16 protein-coding genes and 2 pseudogenes are annotated in these 17,059 nt (G+C 55.5%); 12 read left to right on the top strand and 6 right to left on the bottom strand.

Annotated elements, in window-relative coordinates; all coding sequences use genetic code 11:
* The first annotated feature begins 4 nt into the window (after positions 1-4).
* The 8 genes and pseudogenes from dmeF to FIV38_RS24245 all read left to right on the top strand — a co-directional run.
* Positions 5-913 (top strand): CDF family Co(II)/Ni(II) efflux transporter DmeF, encoded by a 909-nt coding sequence (gene dmeF, locus FIV38_RS24285; protein WP_092239333.1) that lies wholly within the window; start codon positions 5-7, stop codon positions 911-913.
* Positions 914-1,026: 113 nt separating this feature from the next.
* Complete coding sequence (locus FIV38_RS24280) at positions 1,027-1,401, top strand: hypothetical protein (RefSeq protein WP_092239335.1); 375 nt, start codon at positions 1,027-1,029, stop codon at positions 1,399-1,401.
* 2 nt (positions 1,402-1,403) lie between these two features.
* On the top strand, positions 1,404-1,586 hold the full coding sequence (locus FIV38_RS24275) for a DUF1289 domain-containing protein (RefSeq protein WP_092239337.1): 183 nt from the start codon (positions 1,404-1,406) through the stop codon (positions 1,584-1,586).
* Between the two features lie 601 nt (positions 1,587-2,187).
* Positions 2,188-2,511 carry an IS66-like element accessory protein TnpA gene (gene tnpA / locus FIV38_RS24265; RefSeq protein ID WP_186352298.1) on the top strand — a complete coding sequence of 108 codons (324 nt, stop codon included), beginning with the start codon at positions 2,188-2,190 and terminating at the stop codon, positions 2,509-2,511.
* Positions 2,508-2,843 carry an IS66 family insertion sequence element accessory protein TnpB gene (gene tnpB / locus FIV38_RS30530; protein WP_034139925.1) on the top strand — a complete coding sequence of 112 codons (336 nt, stop codon included), beginning with the start codon at positions 2,508-2,510 and terminating at the stop codon, positions 2,841-2,843. Before tnpA ends, tnpB begins: the two co-directional genes overlap by 4 nt.
* A 62-nt stretch (positions 2,844-2,905) precedes the next feature.
* Positions 2,906-4,255: pseudogene (tnpC, locus tag FIV38_RS24255) on the top strand (IS66 family transposase); the annotation flags it as partial.
* 578 nt (positions 4,256-4,833) lie between these two features.
* On the top strand, positions 4,834-6,495 hold the full coding sequence (gene ltrA / locus FIV38_RS24250; RefSeq protein WP_024073359.1) for a group II intron reverse transcriptase/maturase: 1,662 nt from the start codon (positions 4,834-4,836) through the stop codon (positions 6,493-6,495).
* A 104-nt stretch (positions 6,496-6,599) separates the two neighbouring features.
* Positions 6,600-6,821 (top strand): annotated as a pseudogene (locus FIV38_RS24245) (transposase domain-containing protein); the annotation flags it as partial.
* A 146-nt stretch (positions 6,822-6,967) separates the two neighbouring features.
* Here the strand turns inward: FIV38_RS24245 and FIV38_RS24235 are convergent.
* From FIV38_RS24235 to FIV38_RS24210, 6 genes are all read right to left on the bottom strand, one after another.
* Positions 6,968-7,450, bottom strand: coding sequence for an ATP-binding protein (locus tag FIV38_RS24235; protein WP_159439636.1), 483 nt, complete (start codon positions 7,448-7,450; stop codon positions 6,968-6,970).
* 144 nt (positions 7,451-7,594) lie between these two features.
* Positions 7,595-8,638 (bottom strand): YVTN family beta-propeller repeat protein, encoded by a 1,044-nt coding sequence (locus FIV38_RS24230; RefSeq protein ID WP_092239342.1) that lies wholly within the window; start codon positions 8,636-8,638, stop codon positions 7,595-7,597.
* 156 nt (positions 8,639-8,794) lie between these two features.
* Positions 8,795-11,131 carry a heavy metal translocating P-type ATPase gene (locus FIV38_RS24225; RefSeq protein ID WP_092239344.1) on the bottom strand — a complete coding sequence of 779 codons (2,337 nt, stop codon included), beginning with the start codon at positions 11,129-11,131 and terminating at the stop codon, positions 8,795-8,797.
* Between the two features lie 2 nt (positions 11,132-11,133).
* Positions 11,134-11,388 (bottom strand): DUF2933 domain-containing protein, encoded by a 255-nt coding sequence (locus FIV38_RS24220; protein WP_092239429.1) that lies wholly within the window; start codon positions 11,386-11,388, stop codon positions 11,134-11,136.
* A 97-nt stretch (positions 11,389-11,485) separates the two neighbouring features.
* Positions 11,486-12,022, bottom strand: a complete 537-nt coding sequence (locus tag FIV38_RS24215) for a cupredoxin domain-containing protein (protein WP_092239346.1) — start codon at positions 12,020-12,022, stop codon at positions 11,486-11,488.
* A 169-nt stretch (positions 12,023-12,191) separates the two neighbouring features.
* Positions 12,192-12,545, bottom strand: coding sequence for a co-regulatory protein PtrA N-terminal domain-containing protein (locus FIV38_RS24210; protein ID WP_092239348.1), 354 nt, complete (start codon positions 12,543-12,545; stop codon positions 12,192-12,194).
* A gap of 209 nt (positions 12,546-12,754) precedes the next feature.
* Here FIV38_RS24210 and FIV38_RS24205 point away from each other — a divergent pair, with 209 nt between their 5' ends.
* From FIV38_RS24205 to copD, 4 genes are all read left to right on the top strand, one after another.
* Positions 12,755-13,444, top strand: a complete 690-nt coding sequence (locus tag FIV38_RS24205; protein WP_092239349.1) for a heavy metal response regulator transcription factor — start codon at positions 12,755-12,757, stop codon at positions 13,442-13,444.
* Positions 13,441-14,829 carry a heavy metal sensor histidine kinase gene (locus FIV38_RS24200; RefSeq protein WP_092239351.1) on the top strand — a complete coding sequence of 463 codons (1,389 nt, stop codon included), beginning with the start codon at positions 13,441-13,443 and terminating at the stop codon, positions 14,827-14,829. The genes FIV38_RS24205 and FIV38_RS24200 overlap by 4 nt, the downstream gene beginning before the upstream one ends.
* A 360-nt stretch (positions 14,830-15,189) precedes the next feature.
* Positions 15,190-15,573, top strand: coding sequence for a copper homeostasis periplasmic binding protein CopC (gene copC / locus FIV38_RS24195; RefSeq protein WP_048388142.1), 384 nt, complete (start codon positions 15,190-15,192; stop codon positions 15,571-15,573).
* A 3-nt stretch (positions 15,574-15,576) separates the two neighbouring features.
* Positions 15,577-16,521, top strand: coding sequence for a copper homeostasis membrane protein CopD (gene copD / locus FIV38_RS24190; RefSeq protein WP_092239353.1), 945 nt, complete (start codon positions 15,577-15,579; stop codon positions 16,519-16,521).
* The last annotated feature ends 538 nt before the right edge of the window (positions 16,522-17,059 follow it).

Raw genomic sequence — 17,059 nt, 5'->3', positions numbered from 1 at the left:
GTTCATGAGTAGCAGCACCAATATCGAAATTAATCACATACACGACCACGTATTCCTTGGGTCAGCGCACGAAGAAAATGCCAAACGTACCCTTTGGGTCGTGGCGCTTACGGTGGTGATGATGGTTGGCGAAATCACCGCCGGTTATATCACTGGCTCGATGGCTTTACTTGCCGATGGTTTTCACATGGCGACCCATGCGGGCGCTTTGGGCATCGCAGCGGCTGCTTACGGATACGCAAAACGCCACGCGTCCAGTAATCGTTACAGCTTCGGTACCGGTAAGGTTGGAGATCTGGGTGGGTTTGCATCGGCGCTCATACTCGGCATGGTGTCCCTGGTAATCGGCGTAGAGTCAGTAATGCGCCTCCTCCAGCCAACGGAGGTTCAATTCGGGACCGCTACGCTCATTGCGATTGTTGGCTTGATCGTAAACATTGTGAGCGCGCTTCTGCTTGGCCACGGCCACAGTCATGATCATGATCATGGACATCACGGGGATAACAACCTGAAATCAGCGTACGTCCATGTAATAGCGGACGCACTGACCTCCGTGCTGGCAATTGCTGCATTGCTCGCTGGCCGGTATCTCGGGTGGGTATGGCTGGATCCGGTAATGGGTATTGTTGGTGCCATCGTTATCGCGCGTTGGGCGTGGAGCTTGATGGGTGTGACCTCTGCTGTACTGCTAGATCAAACTGATGAGCACGTTGCAGAGGAAATCCGTGAGCTGGTTGAGAAGCCAGGCGATGCAACCATTACAGACTTGCATGTCTGGCGGGTTGGACCAGAAGCGCATGCGGCTATCGTAAGCGTCCTTGGCGAAGCCACTGCGAACGCCGAAATCATTCGTGAACGTCTCAAGCCTGTTCACGAGGTCAGCCATCTGACTGTCGAATTTCGACCTGTCTGATTCAGTCTGATTCCTCTGGTAAGGGGCTCTAATTGAGCCCCTTCGCTAACTCGCTTTGTTGAACCCGCCCGTTGCAGGGCGCCCCCCATCTATTGCCTCCAAAGGAGCCCGCAATGCCCTTAGGCAAACGTGAACTTGCGCGGATCGAACGCGGTTTAATTGCAACTCTCACCGAAGCTTGCGAAACGGCAAAATCTGAAATCAAAGGCTTTTCCTGGCTCACCCACGAAGCTGACTTAAACGCGCTTCCTGAAACTCTAAAAGTGATCTGGGTTTTCGAAACGTTAGCAGACAAAAAGCTTGCCCAGTCTAGCGCGCAGAAGGTGCGCATCTTTGAGCTGACTGCCATGGCGCTGAACGGCGCAAACATTGATCTGCGCCCATCAGACCACAATGTACGGTTCGACTCTGAGGAGGAGTGCCAACGAAGTCATGGTGGCGATTGGCAGAAGCGGTTGGCGCAATCACGCGTGACAAAGGGTTATTGACGATGGCTAAAGAAATCGAAAGTCCATGCATTTCAGTTTGCCAGCTAAGTGGCGATCTTTGTGTGAGCTGCGGGCGAAGCAAGGAAGACATTAGGAAATGGAAACGAATGAAGCGGCCCGAAAAGATGGCTGCTGTCCAAAGGGCGAACATGCGTCTGAAAGGATTGAAGAAAACACAGGGATAGCTGGGATTGTTCCCGACATTCGATGAAAGGCTCGCTAAAAGCAGAATTCACGGATTGCCGTCAACATACAGGCCGAACAGGATGTTATGGCATAACAATTAAAATCAGTGAGTGATGCCGTCTTCGGTGTTCCACAGCACAATCGCGGCGGTTACCAGGCTGAGGCCGCTGGCCCGGTAGCGCTGTGGAACACCGTCTACCTGGAGCGCGCAACCCAAGGGCTGACTGAGGCCGGAAAGCCGACAGGATCGTCATTTCACACAAACAAAACGCAAGATTCGAATCCTTCTGAAAAAAGCTAAGTGAATCATTCAGTTACAGGTCTAATGTCCTAATTTTCCCTTATCTCGGCATGACCCCGAGCACACCTCAATCAGGCGTCACCCGTCAGGGTCGGGGATCGTACGCATGCTAGACCTTGCACTGGGTACGCAGGTAGGAGCCGCCAGCACCTTGTTTCTGGTCGCCCCCGACAATCGCCGTGATGAGGTTGCACAGCGTATGCGTCCGGCCAAGTCATCTACCCAACCCCGCAACGCTTGGACATGGTGTGCACTTAATTTAAGTGGGCACCAGTTCTAGCCTTTTAAGCGGGTATGTCATGCAGCCAACACGCCGTTCCTATTCCAAATCCTTCAAGGCCCAGGTCATTCAAGAGTGTGCCCAACCCGGCGCTTCGATTGCCGGCGTCGCCCTCAGCCATAGCCTCAACGCCAACCTCGTCCACAAATGGATTCGAGTGCACGCGCACAAAAGCTCAGCGCTTCAACCAGCATTTATCCCATTGCCCATGCAGATAACGGCACACCCACCTTCATCGAATATCAGCATTGAGATTCTGCACCCACGCGGCACCGTCAAAGTGAACTGGCCGACCGATAGTGCTGCTGCCTGCGCCGCTTTCCTTCGAGACGTGTTGCGATGATCCGTATCGACGCCATTTGGCTCGCCACCGAGCCCATGGACATGCGCGCCGGTACCGAGACTGCGCTGGCCAGGGTGATCGAGGTCTTCGGTGCGGCGAAGCCGCACTGTGCTTATCTGTTTGCCAATCGCCGCGCGACTCGGATGAAAGTGTTGGTACATGATGGGATCGGCGTTTGGCTGGCTGCACGTCGCTTGAACCAAGGCAAGTTTCACTGGCCAGGCCTTCGACAAGGCAGCGAAATGCAGTTGGATACTGAGCAACTTCAGGCCTTGGTGCTCGGCCTACCTTGGCAACGTGTTGGCGTCGGCGGTGTAATTACACTGCTTTAAAAAACTTTAATTAGCGTCTTGGTTTGCTGTCGCAGGCGGTCTGCTTTGGTAAAATCCACGGCATGACTTCCTCGCCCAATCTCGATCAAATGACTCCCGACCAACTGCGTGCATTCGCTGCGCAGTTGCTGTCGCAAGTGGAGACCATGGGCAAGACGGTAGAGACCATGGGCAGAACGGTCGAAACCATGGGCAAGAAGATCAACCGCGATCAAACGGTGATCGAAAAGCTGACCCACGAGATCGCACAGCTCAAGCGTTTGAAGTTTGCCAAGCGTAGCGAGCAGATGAATCCTCAGCAGGCCAGCCTGCTGGATGACCTGATCGATACCGATATCGCGGCGATTGAGGCCGAGCTTCAGGCCTTGCAAATCGCGCCAGCGACAACTGAGAAAAAGCAAAAGCCCAAGCGCACTGCGTTGCCGGCAGAATTCCCACGCACCTTGATCCATCACGAACCGGACAACACTCACTGCCCATGCGGCTGTGCGCTTAAACGCATCGGTGAAGATGTCAGCGAAAAGCTGGACTACACGCCGGGCGTGTTTACCGTTGAGCGCCATGTTCGTGGCAAGTGGATTTGTGATGACTGTGAAACGCTGATCCAGGCGCCGGTACCTGCGCAAGTTATCGACAAGGGCATCCCGACTGCCGGATTACTTGCCCACGTCATGATCGCGAAGTTCGCTGATCATCTTCCGCTTTACCGTCAGGAATCGATTTTTGGTCGAGCTGGCTTGTCGATTCCACGCTCCACTTTGGCTCAATGGGTCGGCGTTACGGGCGTGCAGTTGCAGCCACTGGTCGATGCCCTGCGTGACGTAGTGATCGGGCAGCAGGTCGTGCACGCGGATGAAACACCCGTACAGATGCTCGCTCCGGGCACGAAGAAAACCCACCGCTCTTATGTTTGGGCTTACGCCACCAGCCAGTTCTGCGAAACAGCCGCTGTCGTCTACGACTTCAGCCCCAGCCGCGCCGGTGAGCATGCTCGCAACTTCCTGCAAGGCTGGAAAGGCAAGTTGGTCTGCGATGATTTTGGCGGTTACAAGGCCAGCTTCGAACTCGGCGTGACCGAGATCGGCTGCATGGCCCACGCCCGGCGCAAGTTTTTCGAATTGCATGCCACCAACAAGAGCCAGCTCGCCGAGCAGGCCCTGCGTTACATCCAGTTGTTGTACGAAATCGAGAGCGAAGTGCGTGACCTGGAGTCGGAATTACGGCGCCGAATACGGCAAGAAAAAGCCGCGCCAGTGATGGATAGGCTGCATGCCTGGATGATCGCCCAGCGTGATCTTGTGCCCGAAGGTTCAGCCATCAGCAGAGCATTTGATTACAGCCTCAAACGCTGGGCAGCGCTGTCGCGCTACCTCAATGACGGGGCCGTACCTATTGATAATAATTGGGCGGAAGTGCGACACGAAGTCGCTTAATGAAGTTGTTCCCCCTTGGTGGGAACCACCCGTGTCACCGGGTGAATCTAGAAGGCTGAATCAAGAGCGCCTTCGACAATGTTACGAGGCGCCGCAAGGTGCGGGGTACCAATCGTGAGAGGCGTACCCTTCTGGCAGCCATGGCCGGACAAGTGCTAGATAGTTGGTATGGTGAACACACGTGAATCTGCGCAACGATCGTTAAATTAAGCGAGCGGAAATGGCTTACACGCTCGAACCAAAATGGTAATGGAGGTGGGAACTGCGTCTTTCTACTACGCATTCGTGACCCACATGCCTCCCGGTCGATAGCAGGCACCTAACCCGACGCACTTCAGTAAGCGGAACGTGGAAATCCCGTATCGCTCCCGTCAGGGAAAGCCGTTTGTAAAAATTGCCCATGGCGGTGCGGGCGAAGGAACGAGGAAAAAGCGAACGCCGTCCTGTAATGGGTTGGATAGAGGTTGAAACATCACTTCACGCGAAAGCGGGCAGACGTCCTCATGGTCTCTCTTCACACGAGAGTAGGTAGAACCCTTTCAACGGAAGGAGAGCAAATGAACGCAGCAGCATTGGCGTGTGCACCTTCCGGCACGTCGTGGGACAGCATCGATTGGATCGCCGTACAACGTCGTGTCAGAGGGCTGCAAGCGCGTATTGTGAAGGCTGTACAAGATGGCAGACATAACAAGGTGAAAGCCCTGCAATGGCTGCTGACTCACTCGTTCAGTGGCAAGGCATTTGCTGTGAAACGGGTGTCTGAAAACAAAGGCAAAAATACCCCCGGCGTGGACAAGGTTACTTGGAATACGCCTAGGGCCAAGCTCGGCGCGATAGAGTCGTTGACGCGGCGAGGTTACTCGCCGCTCCCGCTTCGGAGAGTGCTTATTCCGAAGAAAAACGGCAAAACGAGACCTCTTGGAATTCCCGCGATGAAATGCCGGGCCATGCAGGCGCTTCATCTGCTGGCTCTGGAACCGATAGCGGAAACTACCGGCGACCCGAACTCTTATGGGTTCAGGCCGGAACGCTCAACTGCGGATGCCGTCGCACAGTGCTTTGGTGTGCTGTCACGAAAAGCAAACGCGGAATGGGTGTTAGAGGGCGACATTCAAGGCTGTTTCGACAATATCAGCCATGACTGGTTGATCGCCAACATTCCCATGGACAAGGCGATTTTGCAGAAATGGCTCCGGGCTGGTTATGTCTACCAAAAGCAGCTATTCCCCAGCCACGCCGGAACCCCGCAGGGAGGCATCATATCCCCGGGGTTGGCGAACATGACGCTGGATGGGTTGGAAGCGATGCTGGCGAAGAGATTTCCCAACGCGAAGTGGACAGCCCGAAAAATGCGCGTGGTGCGTTATGCAGATGATTTCATCATCACTGGTTGTTCGAAAGAATGGCTGGAGAATGAAGTCAGGCCCGCCGTGGTTGAATTTCTGGCAGAGCGTGGACTTGTCCTCTCTCCGGAAAAAACCAAGATAACGCACATAGGGGACGGGTTCGACTTCCTCGGATGGAACCTGCGCAAGTACAACGGCAAGCTCCTGATCAAGCCGTCCAAGGCGAACATCGGGGCTCTACTTGCCAAGCTGCGAGAGTTGATCAAGACCAACAAAACGATACGACAGGCTAACTTGATAGGTTTGCTCAACCCGGTTCTACGGGGCTGGGCGAACTATCACAGTCATGTCGTCGCCAAGAAGGTCTTCAACCAGGTGGACAGCGCAGTGTGGGAAATGCTCTGGCGATGGGCGGTACGTCGCCACCCTCGCAAGACACGCCGATGGGTGAAGGATCGGTATTTCAAAGTACAAGGGGCGCGCCGTTGGGTGTTCTCGTGTACTGAAAAATCCGCCGATGGTCGGAAGCGTCAGTACACGCTAGTAGACGCCTCAGACACACCGATTGTGCGACATATCAAGATTAAGGCTGCTGCCAACCCTCACGACCCTGCATGGGATGAGTACTTCGAGTCCCGCTGGGGCAAGAAGATGCTCACTTCCGTTAAAGGTCGAGCCAAGCTGTATCGGGTATGGGTGCAACAGGGCGGCAGGTGCTGCGCCTGCTTCAAGCCGGTGACCAAAGACACACCGTGGCACAGTCGCCATATTGTGAAGCTAGGTCATGGCGGGACGGACGCTGCGGCTAATCTTGAGATTTACCACCTGCGTTGCCCACGAGATGTGCAATTTGCCAATGTCGACGATGTATAACCGGGTGCCCAATGGCGCCTTAGCAGAGACTTGAGCCGTGTGCTGGGAAACTCGCATGCACGGTTCTTAGGGGGTTGGACGCGGGCAACCGCGTCTGACTACCCGACAACCAGATCCGACCATGGGCCCTTGGACGCAAGAACTGGCTCTTCGCCGGGTCGTTACGCAGCGGAAAAAGGGCGGCGGCGATCATGAGCTTGATCCAGTCTGCGCGGCTGAATGGCCATGATCCGTACGCCTATCTAAAGGATGTTCTCACGCGTCTACCGACGCAGCGGGCGAGTGAAATCGAGCAGCTGCTTCCGCATAAGTGGCAGCCGGTTTAATCACGCAAGACGTGTTGCCCGGACGCATACTGCACAGCAACTCAAGAGACCCGTTTTCTCGCGAGTATCCGAGCTGGGCATCCGATATCTTCCCTACAACCAACTTAAAGAGCATAGGGAAACGATTGGGCGATTCGGCCCCAGTATCAAACCGTTAATGGAGATTTCCCAGCTGCTCTAACTTTTCCTGGTCGAGGCTTGCCGGACTGCTTTAAAGCCGGAAATACCAATGTGAAAGGCGTTTCGCCATCCTTTTGGCTGCACATCCGGACTTGTCCGCCATGGGACAACATGATGAAACACACAATGGCCACGCCGAGCTCGGTACCGCCCACCGGAGCGCGCACGGCCGGAATCAACGCGGTAAAAGCGATCAAGGACCCGCTCCAGATGGGCCGGGGCGACTCACCCAAGTTGGTCACCGCCAAGGTAACGTTTGGGCCTTCTGCAGCGATGGCTAAGGTGACCGTTGAATTGAAAGCGGCATGACGGACAGCGTTAGACACCAGATTGGTGATTGCACGCTGCACCAGCAAACGACCTCCCAAGATTTTTGCATCTCCGGTCACTTCCCAAACGATGCCCTTGCCTTCAGCGATCAGAGATAAATAGTCAGTTACCCGATTCACTTCGTGAGCGATCGCTATGTGTCGAACATGACGAGGTTCTGAAACAGCAGGCTAAACGCCTGCTCGCAGGCGTCGTTGCAGGCTTCGCGGATTTTTTCCAGGGCTTGGGTCTCGCTCCCTGGGCTGCACGCGACGGTCAAACCGTCAAGGCGTCACGCTGATGCCGTTGGGGGCCTTGCCGACCGGTACGGTCTTCGTGACCTTGCGGTCCTTCACGTCGAGCACGGAGACCGAGTTGGCGTAGGTGTTGGTAACGTATGCGTACCGTCCGTCACGGTCGACGACCACGCCATGAGCACCGGCGCCAGTCACGACTGTCTTGGCGACCTTGAAACTCTCCAGGTCGATCAGGCTGACGGTTTTGCCAGGCTTCTTCGGCGTGCCCTGGTTGGCCACCAGCAGCGTGCGCGAATCCGGCGTGACGTACAGCTGGATAGGCACCGTTCCGACGGCAACCTTGCGAATCACCTGGCGCGTGGCCGGGTCTATCACGGCGACGGCGTTTTCTTCCGACAGCGACACCAAGACAAGACGACCGTCCGGCGTGAAGCCGACTTGAGCCGGACCCTTGCCTACCTGCACCTGCGCGATCTCCTTTTGGCTGGCGGTATCAATGACCGACACCGTGCCGCCCTTGAGGTTGGCGACGTAGGCCTGCTTGCCGTCCGGACTGATGCGAAGACCGTGGGGGAACTTACCGACAGGAATCGTGGCGACAACACGCTGCTCCGATGTGTCAATCACACTCACCATGTCGTCGCCGCCGTTGGTGACGTAGGCAAGGCGGCCATCTGGCGACACCACCACATGGGCCGGGTGCATGCCGACCGGCACCTTGGCGATTACCGCGTCACTACTGGTATCAATGGCCCAAACGGCTCCTACCGTCGCCATCGTGCTGTGTTCACCTTTGGCCATTTCCTTATGCGCAGAGCCAGCCGCCTGATCAGGCTCGCCGTTATTGGTCACCCATACGACCTTTCCGTCAGGCGATACCTGCACGTTGTGCGGTGTCTTGCCGACGCGCACGCTTGCCAGTGTCTTGAACGACGCGGCATCGAGCACGCTGACCGTGTCAGCGCCCTCATTGGCCACATACACCTTGTCAGCGGCCCATGTAGTGCCGGACCAGGCCAGCAGCCCGACCTGTATTGCCGTTAAAAACCACTTACCTTTACTTGTCATCATGATTAATCCTTATTGAGAAAATAAAACTTCTATCGTCAGGCCTCAGCCTGCGGCGGCCCGTCTTGGATGCCATTACCGGCCACGTCGCCTCGAATCTTGTGATTCACCTCCTTAACCGTGACAGCCGCCGCCGTCGATACCACCAAAACAGCGGAGTCATACGCGTCTGTTTCGCAGCCGCAAAGCGTTGCCGATCACCGACACCGAACTCAAGCTCATGGCCAGCGCGGCAATCAGCGGCGACAGCAGCCAGCCGGTCAGCGGATACAGCACGCCGGCCGCAATCGGGATGCCCAGCGCGTTGTACAAAAAGGCAAACATCAGGTTTTGCTTCATGTTGCCCACCGTGGCTTCCGACAATGCGCGCGCAATCGCAATCCCGCGTAGATCGCCCTTGACCAGCGTGATCTGGGCGCTGTTCATCGCCACGTCGGTTCCGGTGCCCATGGCCACGCCGACATCGGCCTTGGCCAGCGCCGGCGCGTCGTTGATGCCATCGCCCGCCATGGCCACCACGCGGCCTTCCTTTTGCAACCTTTCCACCAGCAGCAGCTTGTCGGCCGGCTTGACCTCGCCATGCACCTCGTCGATGCCCAGGCGGGCTGCAACAGCCTTGGCCGTGGTCAGGCCGTCGCCGGTCGCCATCACGATGCGCAGCCCCGAAGCCTTGAGCGTCGCCAAGGCTTCCGGCGTGCTGGCTTTGATCGGGTCGGACACGGCCAGCAGGCCCATAAGTTGGCCATCGACTGCCAGGTGCATCACACTGGCGCCTTCTGCACGCAAGGCCTCGGCCTGCGGCACCAGGGCAGCGACCGAGACGCCGATCTGCTCCATCAGCGTGGTGTTGCCCAGCGCCAGTTGACGCCCTGCCACCTGCCCACGCACGCCGATGCCCGAGCCGGACTCGAAATTCTCGGGCTTGTCGAACAGCATGCCGCGCTCGCGGGCGGCGCGCACGATGGTTTCGGCCAGCGGGTGCTCGCTGCCCTGGTCCAGGCTGGCGGCCAGGCGCAGCACCTCGTCGGCATCAAAGCCGGGCGCAGGCACGGCGCGCTCGAACGTCGGACGCCCCTCGGTCAGGGTGCCGGTCTTGTCGATGATGAGGGTGTCGATTTTGCGCATGTTTTCGATCGCTGCAGCATCACGGAACAGCACGCCGTGCGTTGCACCGCGACCGGTGGCGACCATGATGGACATCGGCGTGGCCAGGCCCAGCGCGCAGGGGCAGGCAATGATCAGCACCGACACCGCGTTGATCAGGCCGAACACCCAGCGCGGCTCGGGACCGAACAGGCCCCAGCCGAGGAAGGCCAGCAGGGCGATCCCCATCACGGTGACGACAAAGTAGCCCGCCACGGCGTCGGCCATGCGCTGCATCGGCGCACGGGAACGCTGGGCCTGCGCCACCATTTGCACGATCTGGGCCAGCATTGTGGTCGCGCCTACATGTTCAGAGCGCATCACCAGTGCGCCGCTGGTGTTGAGCGTGGCGCCGATCACTTTGTCGCCCACGCGCTTGGTGACCGGTATCGGCTCGCCCGTGAGCATGGATTCATCGACCGAGCTGCCGCCTTCAGTCACCACGCCGTCCACTGGCACCTTCTCCCCAGGGCGAACGCGCAGTAAGTCGCCCACATGTACATGGTTCAGCGGGATATCCTCTTCGGTGCCGTCCTCCCGGATGCGGCGGGCGGTCTTGGGCGCCAGGCCCAGCAGCGACTTGATGGCCGCCGAGGTCTGCGACCGGGCCTTGAGTTCGAGCACCTGGCCCAGCAACGTGAGCGAGATGATCACGGCGGCCGCTTCAAAGTACACAGCGACGCGGCCCATGGAGATGAACGAGGCCGGGAACACCTGCGGCGTGACCGTGGCGACCACGCTATAGACGAAAGCCGCACCGGTGCCCAGACTAATCAAGGTCCACATGTTCGGACTGAGGTTCTCCACGGACTGCCACCCGCGCGTAAAGAACGGCCATCCGGCCCATAGGACGATGGGGATCGACAGCACCAGTTCGACCCAGCTCTGCACGGTCATGTCCATCCACTGGAAACGGTGGCCGAACATGGCGAGAACAAAGACCATGCCTGTCAGCGGCAAGGTCCACCAGAAGCGGCGCTGAAAATCGCGCAATTCGGGGTTCTCATCGTCGTCGAGTTCCGGCAGCAAGGGCTCCAGCGACATGCCGCATTTGGGGCAGTTGCCCGGATGGTCCTGACGTATCTCGGGGTGCATCGGGCAGGTGTAGATGGTGCCGACGGCCGCTGGCGCGGTCTCCGCCGGTGGTGCCGGCGTGAGGTATTGCAGCGGATTTGCCGCAAACTTGCCCTGACACTTGGCGCTGCAGAAGTAATAAGGCCGGCCCTCGTGCGTTAACTTGTGAACAGACTGCTCCGTGACGGTCATGCCGCACACCAGATCACGTAGACCTTCACCTTGGGGGTTTAATGGATGGGAGTGACTATGGTCGTGGTGGCTCGTGTTGGTGGCCATGATTATTTTCCGTCCTCATTCTTGTTGGTTTCTGCCTGATCAGCATTTCGACCATGCCCTCCATGGCCATGTCCAAAAAAATGCATCAAAGGACAGATCAACAGGATCAGATAGGGTAAATAAGGCGAAACATGGCTGAAGTGCTCCCGAACCAGGTAAAAGACACCAATCGCAACCAGCATGATCAGTACAACGCCCGTTTTGCTCCTCCAGAAAGACGAAGGAGCGTTTTCAACCGAATGATGATGGTTAGTCATGATGTAGTCCCCACTGTCCTCGCAAAAGTTGCGGTGACGTCTGCGACTGAGAGTAGTCAACGCTCGCTTTGAGGCGGTGATATCGATCAAGCCACGTTTACTTCACTTCAAACTGACCAACCATTCCTGATTGGTAATGACCAGGTACGTTGCAGGCAAACTCCAGCCCCGTGCTCTTGGCGAACGTCCAGATGAGCTCTTTGGTTGCGCCAGGTTCGATCAAGACGCTGTTCGGATCGTTGTGCTCCATCCCGACCATCTTCATTTCCCCCATGCTATGCCCCATATTGCTCATGGCTTGCCCGGACCCAATAGGCGTGAGCGTGCCGTTCTGGAACATGGCTGCCATCTCTTTTTGGTGAGCAGCATGTGCAGCTGCGTTACCAATATTGAATTCATGCAGCAGCGAACCTTCGTTGCGCAGGACGAATCGAACCGTCTCTCCGGGTTTGACATTGATGTTTTTGGACGCGAAGAAAATGTCGCCCATTTTCACCTCAACGGTGCGGGTAACCTCGGCAGCGGTTCCAGGTTGACCAATGTCATCTTTGCCATGCCCCACACTAGCCATGGCTGTAGCACCGAAAAATAGAGCCATTGTCGCGATAACAGGGGTAAAAAATTTAGCGTTCATAGTGACCTCAAGGATGAGCGAGAAAAACACTCGCTATATTAAAGTGACTGAGCTACCAGTTAACTGACCTGAGCACTACATTTCTGTCAGTTTTTAAAATAAACAACGGCGTCTAAGCGACGTCGTTTGTAATCGCAATTAATTGCGAAAAGCCTTGAAAGCAGGATATTTACTGATGGTTTTCTGAAAGCATTAGTTTGTGTTCGCGTTGCATTTGGTTCAAAACGTCATCGACGATTTTGTCGTGCTTCTCCATCCAGGCGAGATGCTGTTGGGGCGACATTGATGCATCGGGATGGTCTTGATGGAGTTGGCTCATGATCTCGCCAAGCATTTTCATGTGCTCTGCCATGTGCACATGGCGTTGGCCTGCAGGGGCTTTTTCGGCTTGAATCAGAACGGTTTCCGCTTTATTACGCATACTTTCCATGCGCTCCATCACTCGGTCTCCGCCGCCCTCAGCCCATGCCGAGGCCGAGAGCAGGATCGAGCCAGCCAGAAACACGGTTTTGAGATAGCTCATGGGGCAGCTCCTTGATAGGAATGGTGTCCGACTCCTGAGGGTTTTTCTCTCTGGAGAGTCGGATGAGCACTTGACGGTGTTCATGGGCAAACCCTAGACAACGCTTGCTGACATCAACCTGAAGCCAGAATTACATTTCTGTCAGTTTCTGGTTGGCTGAGCTAATTCGTTGCAAACTCAGCCCCATCATCACTTTGAGAGCCACTCCCATGAGACTGTTGGTTGCGGAAGACGAACCGAAAATAGGTATCTACTTGCAACAGGGCCTTACTGAGGCTGGGTTCAACGTTGATCGTTTCACCAATGGTACTGAGGCCCTGCAACACGCCTTGAGCGAAGCGTATGACCTGCTGATTCTGGACGTCATGATGCCCGGTCTGGATGGGTGGGAAGTGCTTCAGAAGGTGCGTTTGGCAGGGAAAGATGTACCGGTGTTATTTCTGACTGCGCGAGACCGTGTTGAAGATCGCGTTAAGGGGCTTGAGCTCGGAGCGGATGATTACCTGATCAAGCCCTTCGCATTTTCTGAATTGCTGGCCCGCGTCAGAACACTGCTGCGTCGCGGTAATGGCGCACCCTCGCCAACCAATTTGAAACTGGCCGACCTAGAGGTTGACCTGCTCAAACGCAGGGCCATTCGGGGGGGGGAACGCATAGGCCTGACGGCCAAAGAGTTTGCGCTGCTGGAGTTGCTGCTCCGTCGCCGGGGCGAAGTGCTGCCGAAGTCGCTCATCGCCTCGCAAGTTTGGGACATGAATTTCGACAGCGATACCAACGTAATCGAGGTTGCGGTGCGCAGGCTCAGGGCGAAGATTGATGACAGCTTTGAGGTCAAGCTGATCCACACCGCACGTGGTATGGGCTACATGCTTGATGCACCGGATTCGGAGTCAAAATGAACCGTCTGTCCCTGACTACACGCATGAGTCTGATGTTCATGCTTGCGGTAACAGCTGTGCTCACCGTCGCCGGAGTCAGCTTTAACCACCTCAGCCAGCATCATTTCAAAATGTTGGATCAAGAGGCTCTAAACGAAAAACTCCACTCGACCCAGAGAATCCTGGGGGAGCTGAAGAGCACCGATCAATTCGGCGAGTTAAAGCCCGAGTTACAGGCTCTGCTCGGGGCTCACCGTAATTTGACAGCCGTCATCCTAGGCGATGACGGGAGGCTACTTTTCGCTGACCCAGGGCCAGTCAATGTTCCGGAGGAGTTCCTCACGACCACCAACAATAATTTTTGGGAATGGCAGAACCAAGAGCAGATGTTCCGTGGTTTGACTGCTCAAGCGATGGTGACCGGTCGGGACAAGCCGCTGACCGTGATCTTGGTTTTTGATGTTACTAAGCACATGTTTTTCTTCGAGACGCTCCAGCGATGGTTCTGGATAGGGCTGGTGATCAGCGCGCTCGTCAGTGTGGGGCTGGGTTGGTTGGTTGCCCGCAGTGGCATGCGTCCGATTCGGCAGGTGACCATGGTCGCTGCGTCGATGTCGGCCAAATCACTTAAAGAGCGCATTCCATTAGCGTCTGTTCCAAAAGAGCTTCAACAGATGGTGTCGTCGTTCAACGCGATGTTGTCACGTCTGGATGATGCTTTTGTCCGGTTATCAAATTTCTCTGCGGACATTGCTCACGAACTGCGCACACCGGTCAGTAATCTGATGATCCATACCGAAGTGGTGCTCTCTAGAAAAAGGGATATTGAGGACTACGAAGACAATCTGTATTCGAATCTGGATGACTTGAAGCGTATGTCTCGGATGATCGACGACATGCTCTTTCTGGCTAAATCTGACAACGGCCTGATCCCCCATGAGAACAAACCGATAGACCTATTGGAGGTCGTGGAGAAACTGCTCGAATACTACCGCCTGCTGGCAGATGAGCGCGGCATCAACCTGACGGTTTCAGGGGGAGGGAGTGTTCGGGGCGACGTACTAATGCTGCACAGAGCTGTCTCGAATCTGCTTTCTAATGCGCTGCGGTACACCCCGGAGGGGAGGACCATCAATGTCGATATCCAACAGAGAAATACCTCGACATTTGTGGTCGTGGAAAATCCAGGAGAAACCATTGCACCCGAGCACCTTGAAAAGCTCTTCGATCGATTTTATCGCGCGGATCCGGCACGGCGTGAAGGGAGCCCCAGCAATGCTGGACTGGGGCTCTCAATTACGCGGTCGATCGTAGAAGCCCATGAAGGCAAGATCTGGTGTACCTCATCCAATCGAAAAACAGCCTTCCATATGGAATTTCCTAATGCCGGATCGAAACGGGCCTAGCCTCGCTGAGGCGCCGTCTTGGAGCAAGGGGCGCGGCCTTTGCTCCAAGACGGATTGACCGACAGGCTTCAGAGAGAAAGCCAATGTAGTGCACATCGGGAAAATAAAAAGCCACGACGACAACCCTCAATTATGGACCAGAGGGCATGCGTAAAGCTTACTGAAATGTAATCGAATGGTCGGCAGTCATGTGGCATCGTGTCCTAGCTCTATAACGCGGATCATTCTGATCCAGAACCTGGGTTAAGTACGCGGCATACGCTTGGTATTTGCCTGTGGTTTTAATCGGAATTGAGAAGTAAAAACTAGATCTCCCCAACCCAACCTCGAACCAACAGCTTATGCTGTGAGGAGTCTTGCATGTCATTCTTTAAAACTACTACCGTAGCTGTTGCACTTACCGTCGGTTTGCTCGTGAGCGCTATCGCCCAGGCGCATCCAAAACTGGTGTCTTCTACCCCAGTGGAAGGCTCGACGTCTGCGGCACCTTCCAAGATCGAGCTGCACTTCTCGGAGAACCTCACGACTCAGTTCTCGGGAGCGAAACTGATCATGACTGACATGCCGGGTATGCCGAATTCACCTATGGGTGTTAAGGCTGGTGTCGCCGGCGGCGACGATCCGAAAATGATGGTTATCACGCCCGCCGCTCCGCTAACCACAGGTACTTATAAGGTCGAATGGCGGGCAGTCTCTTCCGACACTCATCCCATTACCGGCAATTTTTCTTTTAAAGTGAAATGATCCATGAGCGACTCAATCAACATCGCCGTTCGTTTCGCTCTTTATATGGACCTCATGCTGCTGTTTGGATTGGCCATTTTTGGTTTGTATAGCCTACGGGGGAAAGAGCGAGTGTCCGGCGCTGTCTTAAACTTTGAGTCGCTCCTTTTCGGCACCGCAGTTGTTGGTGTACTTCTGTCTCTTGCCGCTATGTTGTTACTTGCGAAAGCAATGAGCGGCGTTTCAGAATTTATGGAGCTTCACCATCACATCTTCGAAATGGTTCTAACTGGTACCGACGTCGGGCTCACCTGGATGGTCCGAATAGCAGCCCTGGTGCTCGCAGGTATCGCCATCACACTTAACAAGCGCCTCCCAACCCTCAGTCTTTGGGCGGTTACCGTCTTCGGTGCTATTGCTCTCGCTACCCTAGCGTGGACAGGGCATGGCGCAATGGACGAAGGCAATCGTCGTTATATACATTTCATTAGCGATATTCTTCACCTTCTGGCAGCCGGCGGTTGGATGGGAGCTCTGGCCGCATTCGCTTTACTGCTGCGTGCGAAAAGACTAAACGGCGGACAAGAAATACGGGTTCTCTCTCGAGTCCTGACTGGGTTTGAATCAGCTGGCGCGCTAATTGTTGTGACTTTAAGCATTACTGGCGTAGTGAATTATCTCTTTATCGTGGGGCCAACCCTGGACGAAGTGATGATGACTACTTATGGCACTCTGCTATTTTTGAAAGTCATGCTCTTCGCAGGGATGATGATATTAGCGACGCTAAATCGATTCCATTTGAGTCCACTGTTAGTACGCTCAATCAAGGAAGGGGACCATGCCGTCGCCGTCAATGCTTTACGACGTAGTATGATCCTTGAATTCTCCGTTGCAGTAGTCATAGTATGCCTTGTCGCTTGGCTAGGAACCCTGAGCCCGGGGATGGATATGAGCACGGTGCAGCATTAATAATCCGCATAATGTCCACAGCTACCTGGAGCACCTACGCTCCAAACGCAAATTTTGCGAGCGTTGAGCCAAACGTCCATGTTGTCGTAACGCTACGGTTCTCAAGCCACAACTCGTTTGTCACCAGCATGTTGACTCCGGGGGGGTAAAATCCGCACCCTTGCCGCTAATAGTCAGGAGCAAGTGCTACCAAAGGAGCCAAGTGTTTAGAGCCTGTTTGCAATCAAGAACATAAGCAGAAATATCCCCTTGAAGGGCGATCGCCTTCTCCCAAATACTGTCAACATCAGCGGTAGCTACGGCGAGAGGGGAGCCTTCCAATATCGTCATGGCCATGGCATGTAGATGTAAAAAGTCGTCCCTAATGCAGCCGATCCCACCAATTTCAGCAAGACAGGCATCTAGCCGGTCGTATGCGTCCGGCCAACCCCCCTTCCTGTCCCCGGCGCCAAAGGCGATGGTGTCCACCTAATTTAAGTGGACACCCTTTCTAGCCTTTTAAGCGGGTCTTTTCATGCAGCCACAACGCCGCTCCTAC

The sequence above is a fragment of the Pseudomonas proteolytica genome (genome assembly GCF_007858275.1).
Taxonomy (GTDB): domain Bacteria; phylum Pseudomonadota; class Gammaproteobacteria; order Pseudomonadales; family Pseudomonadaceae; genus Aquipseudomonas; species Aquipseudomonas proteolytica.
Note: the sequence above shows the minus strand (reverse complement) of the source record. Positions and strands in the feature narration are given on the sequence as shown.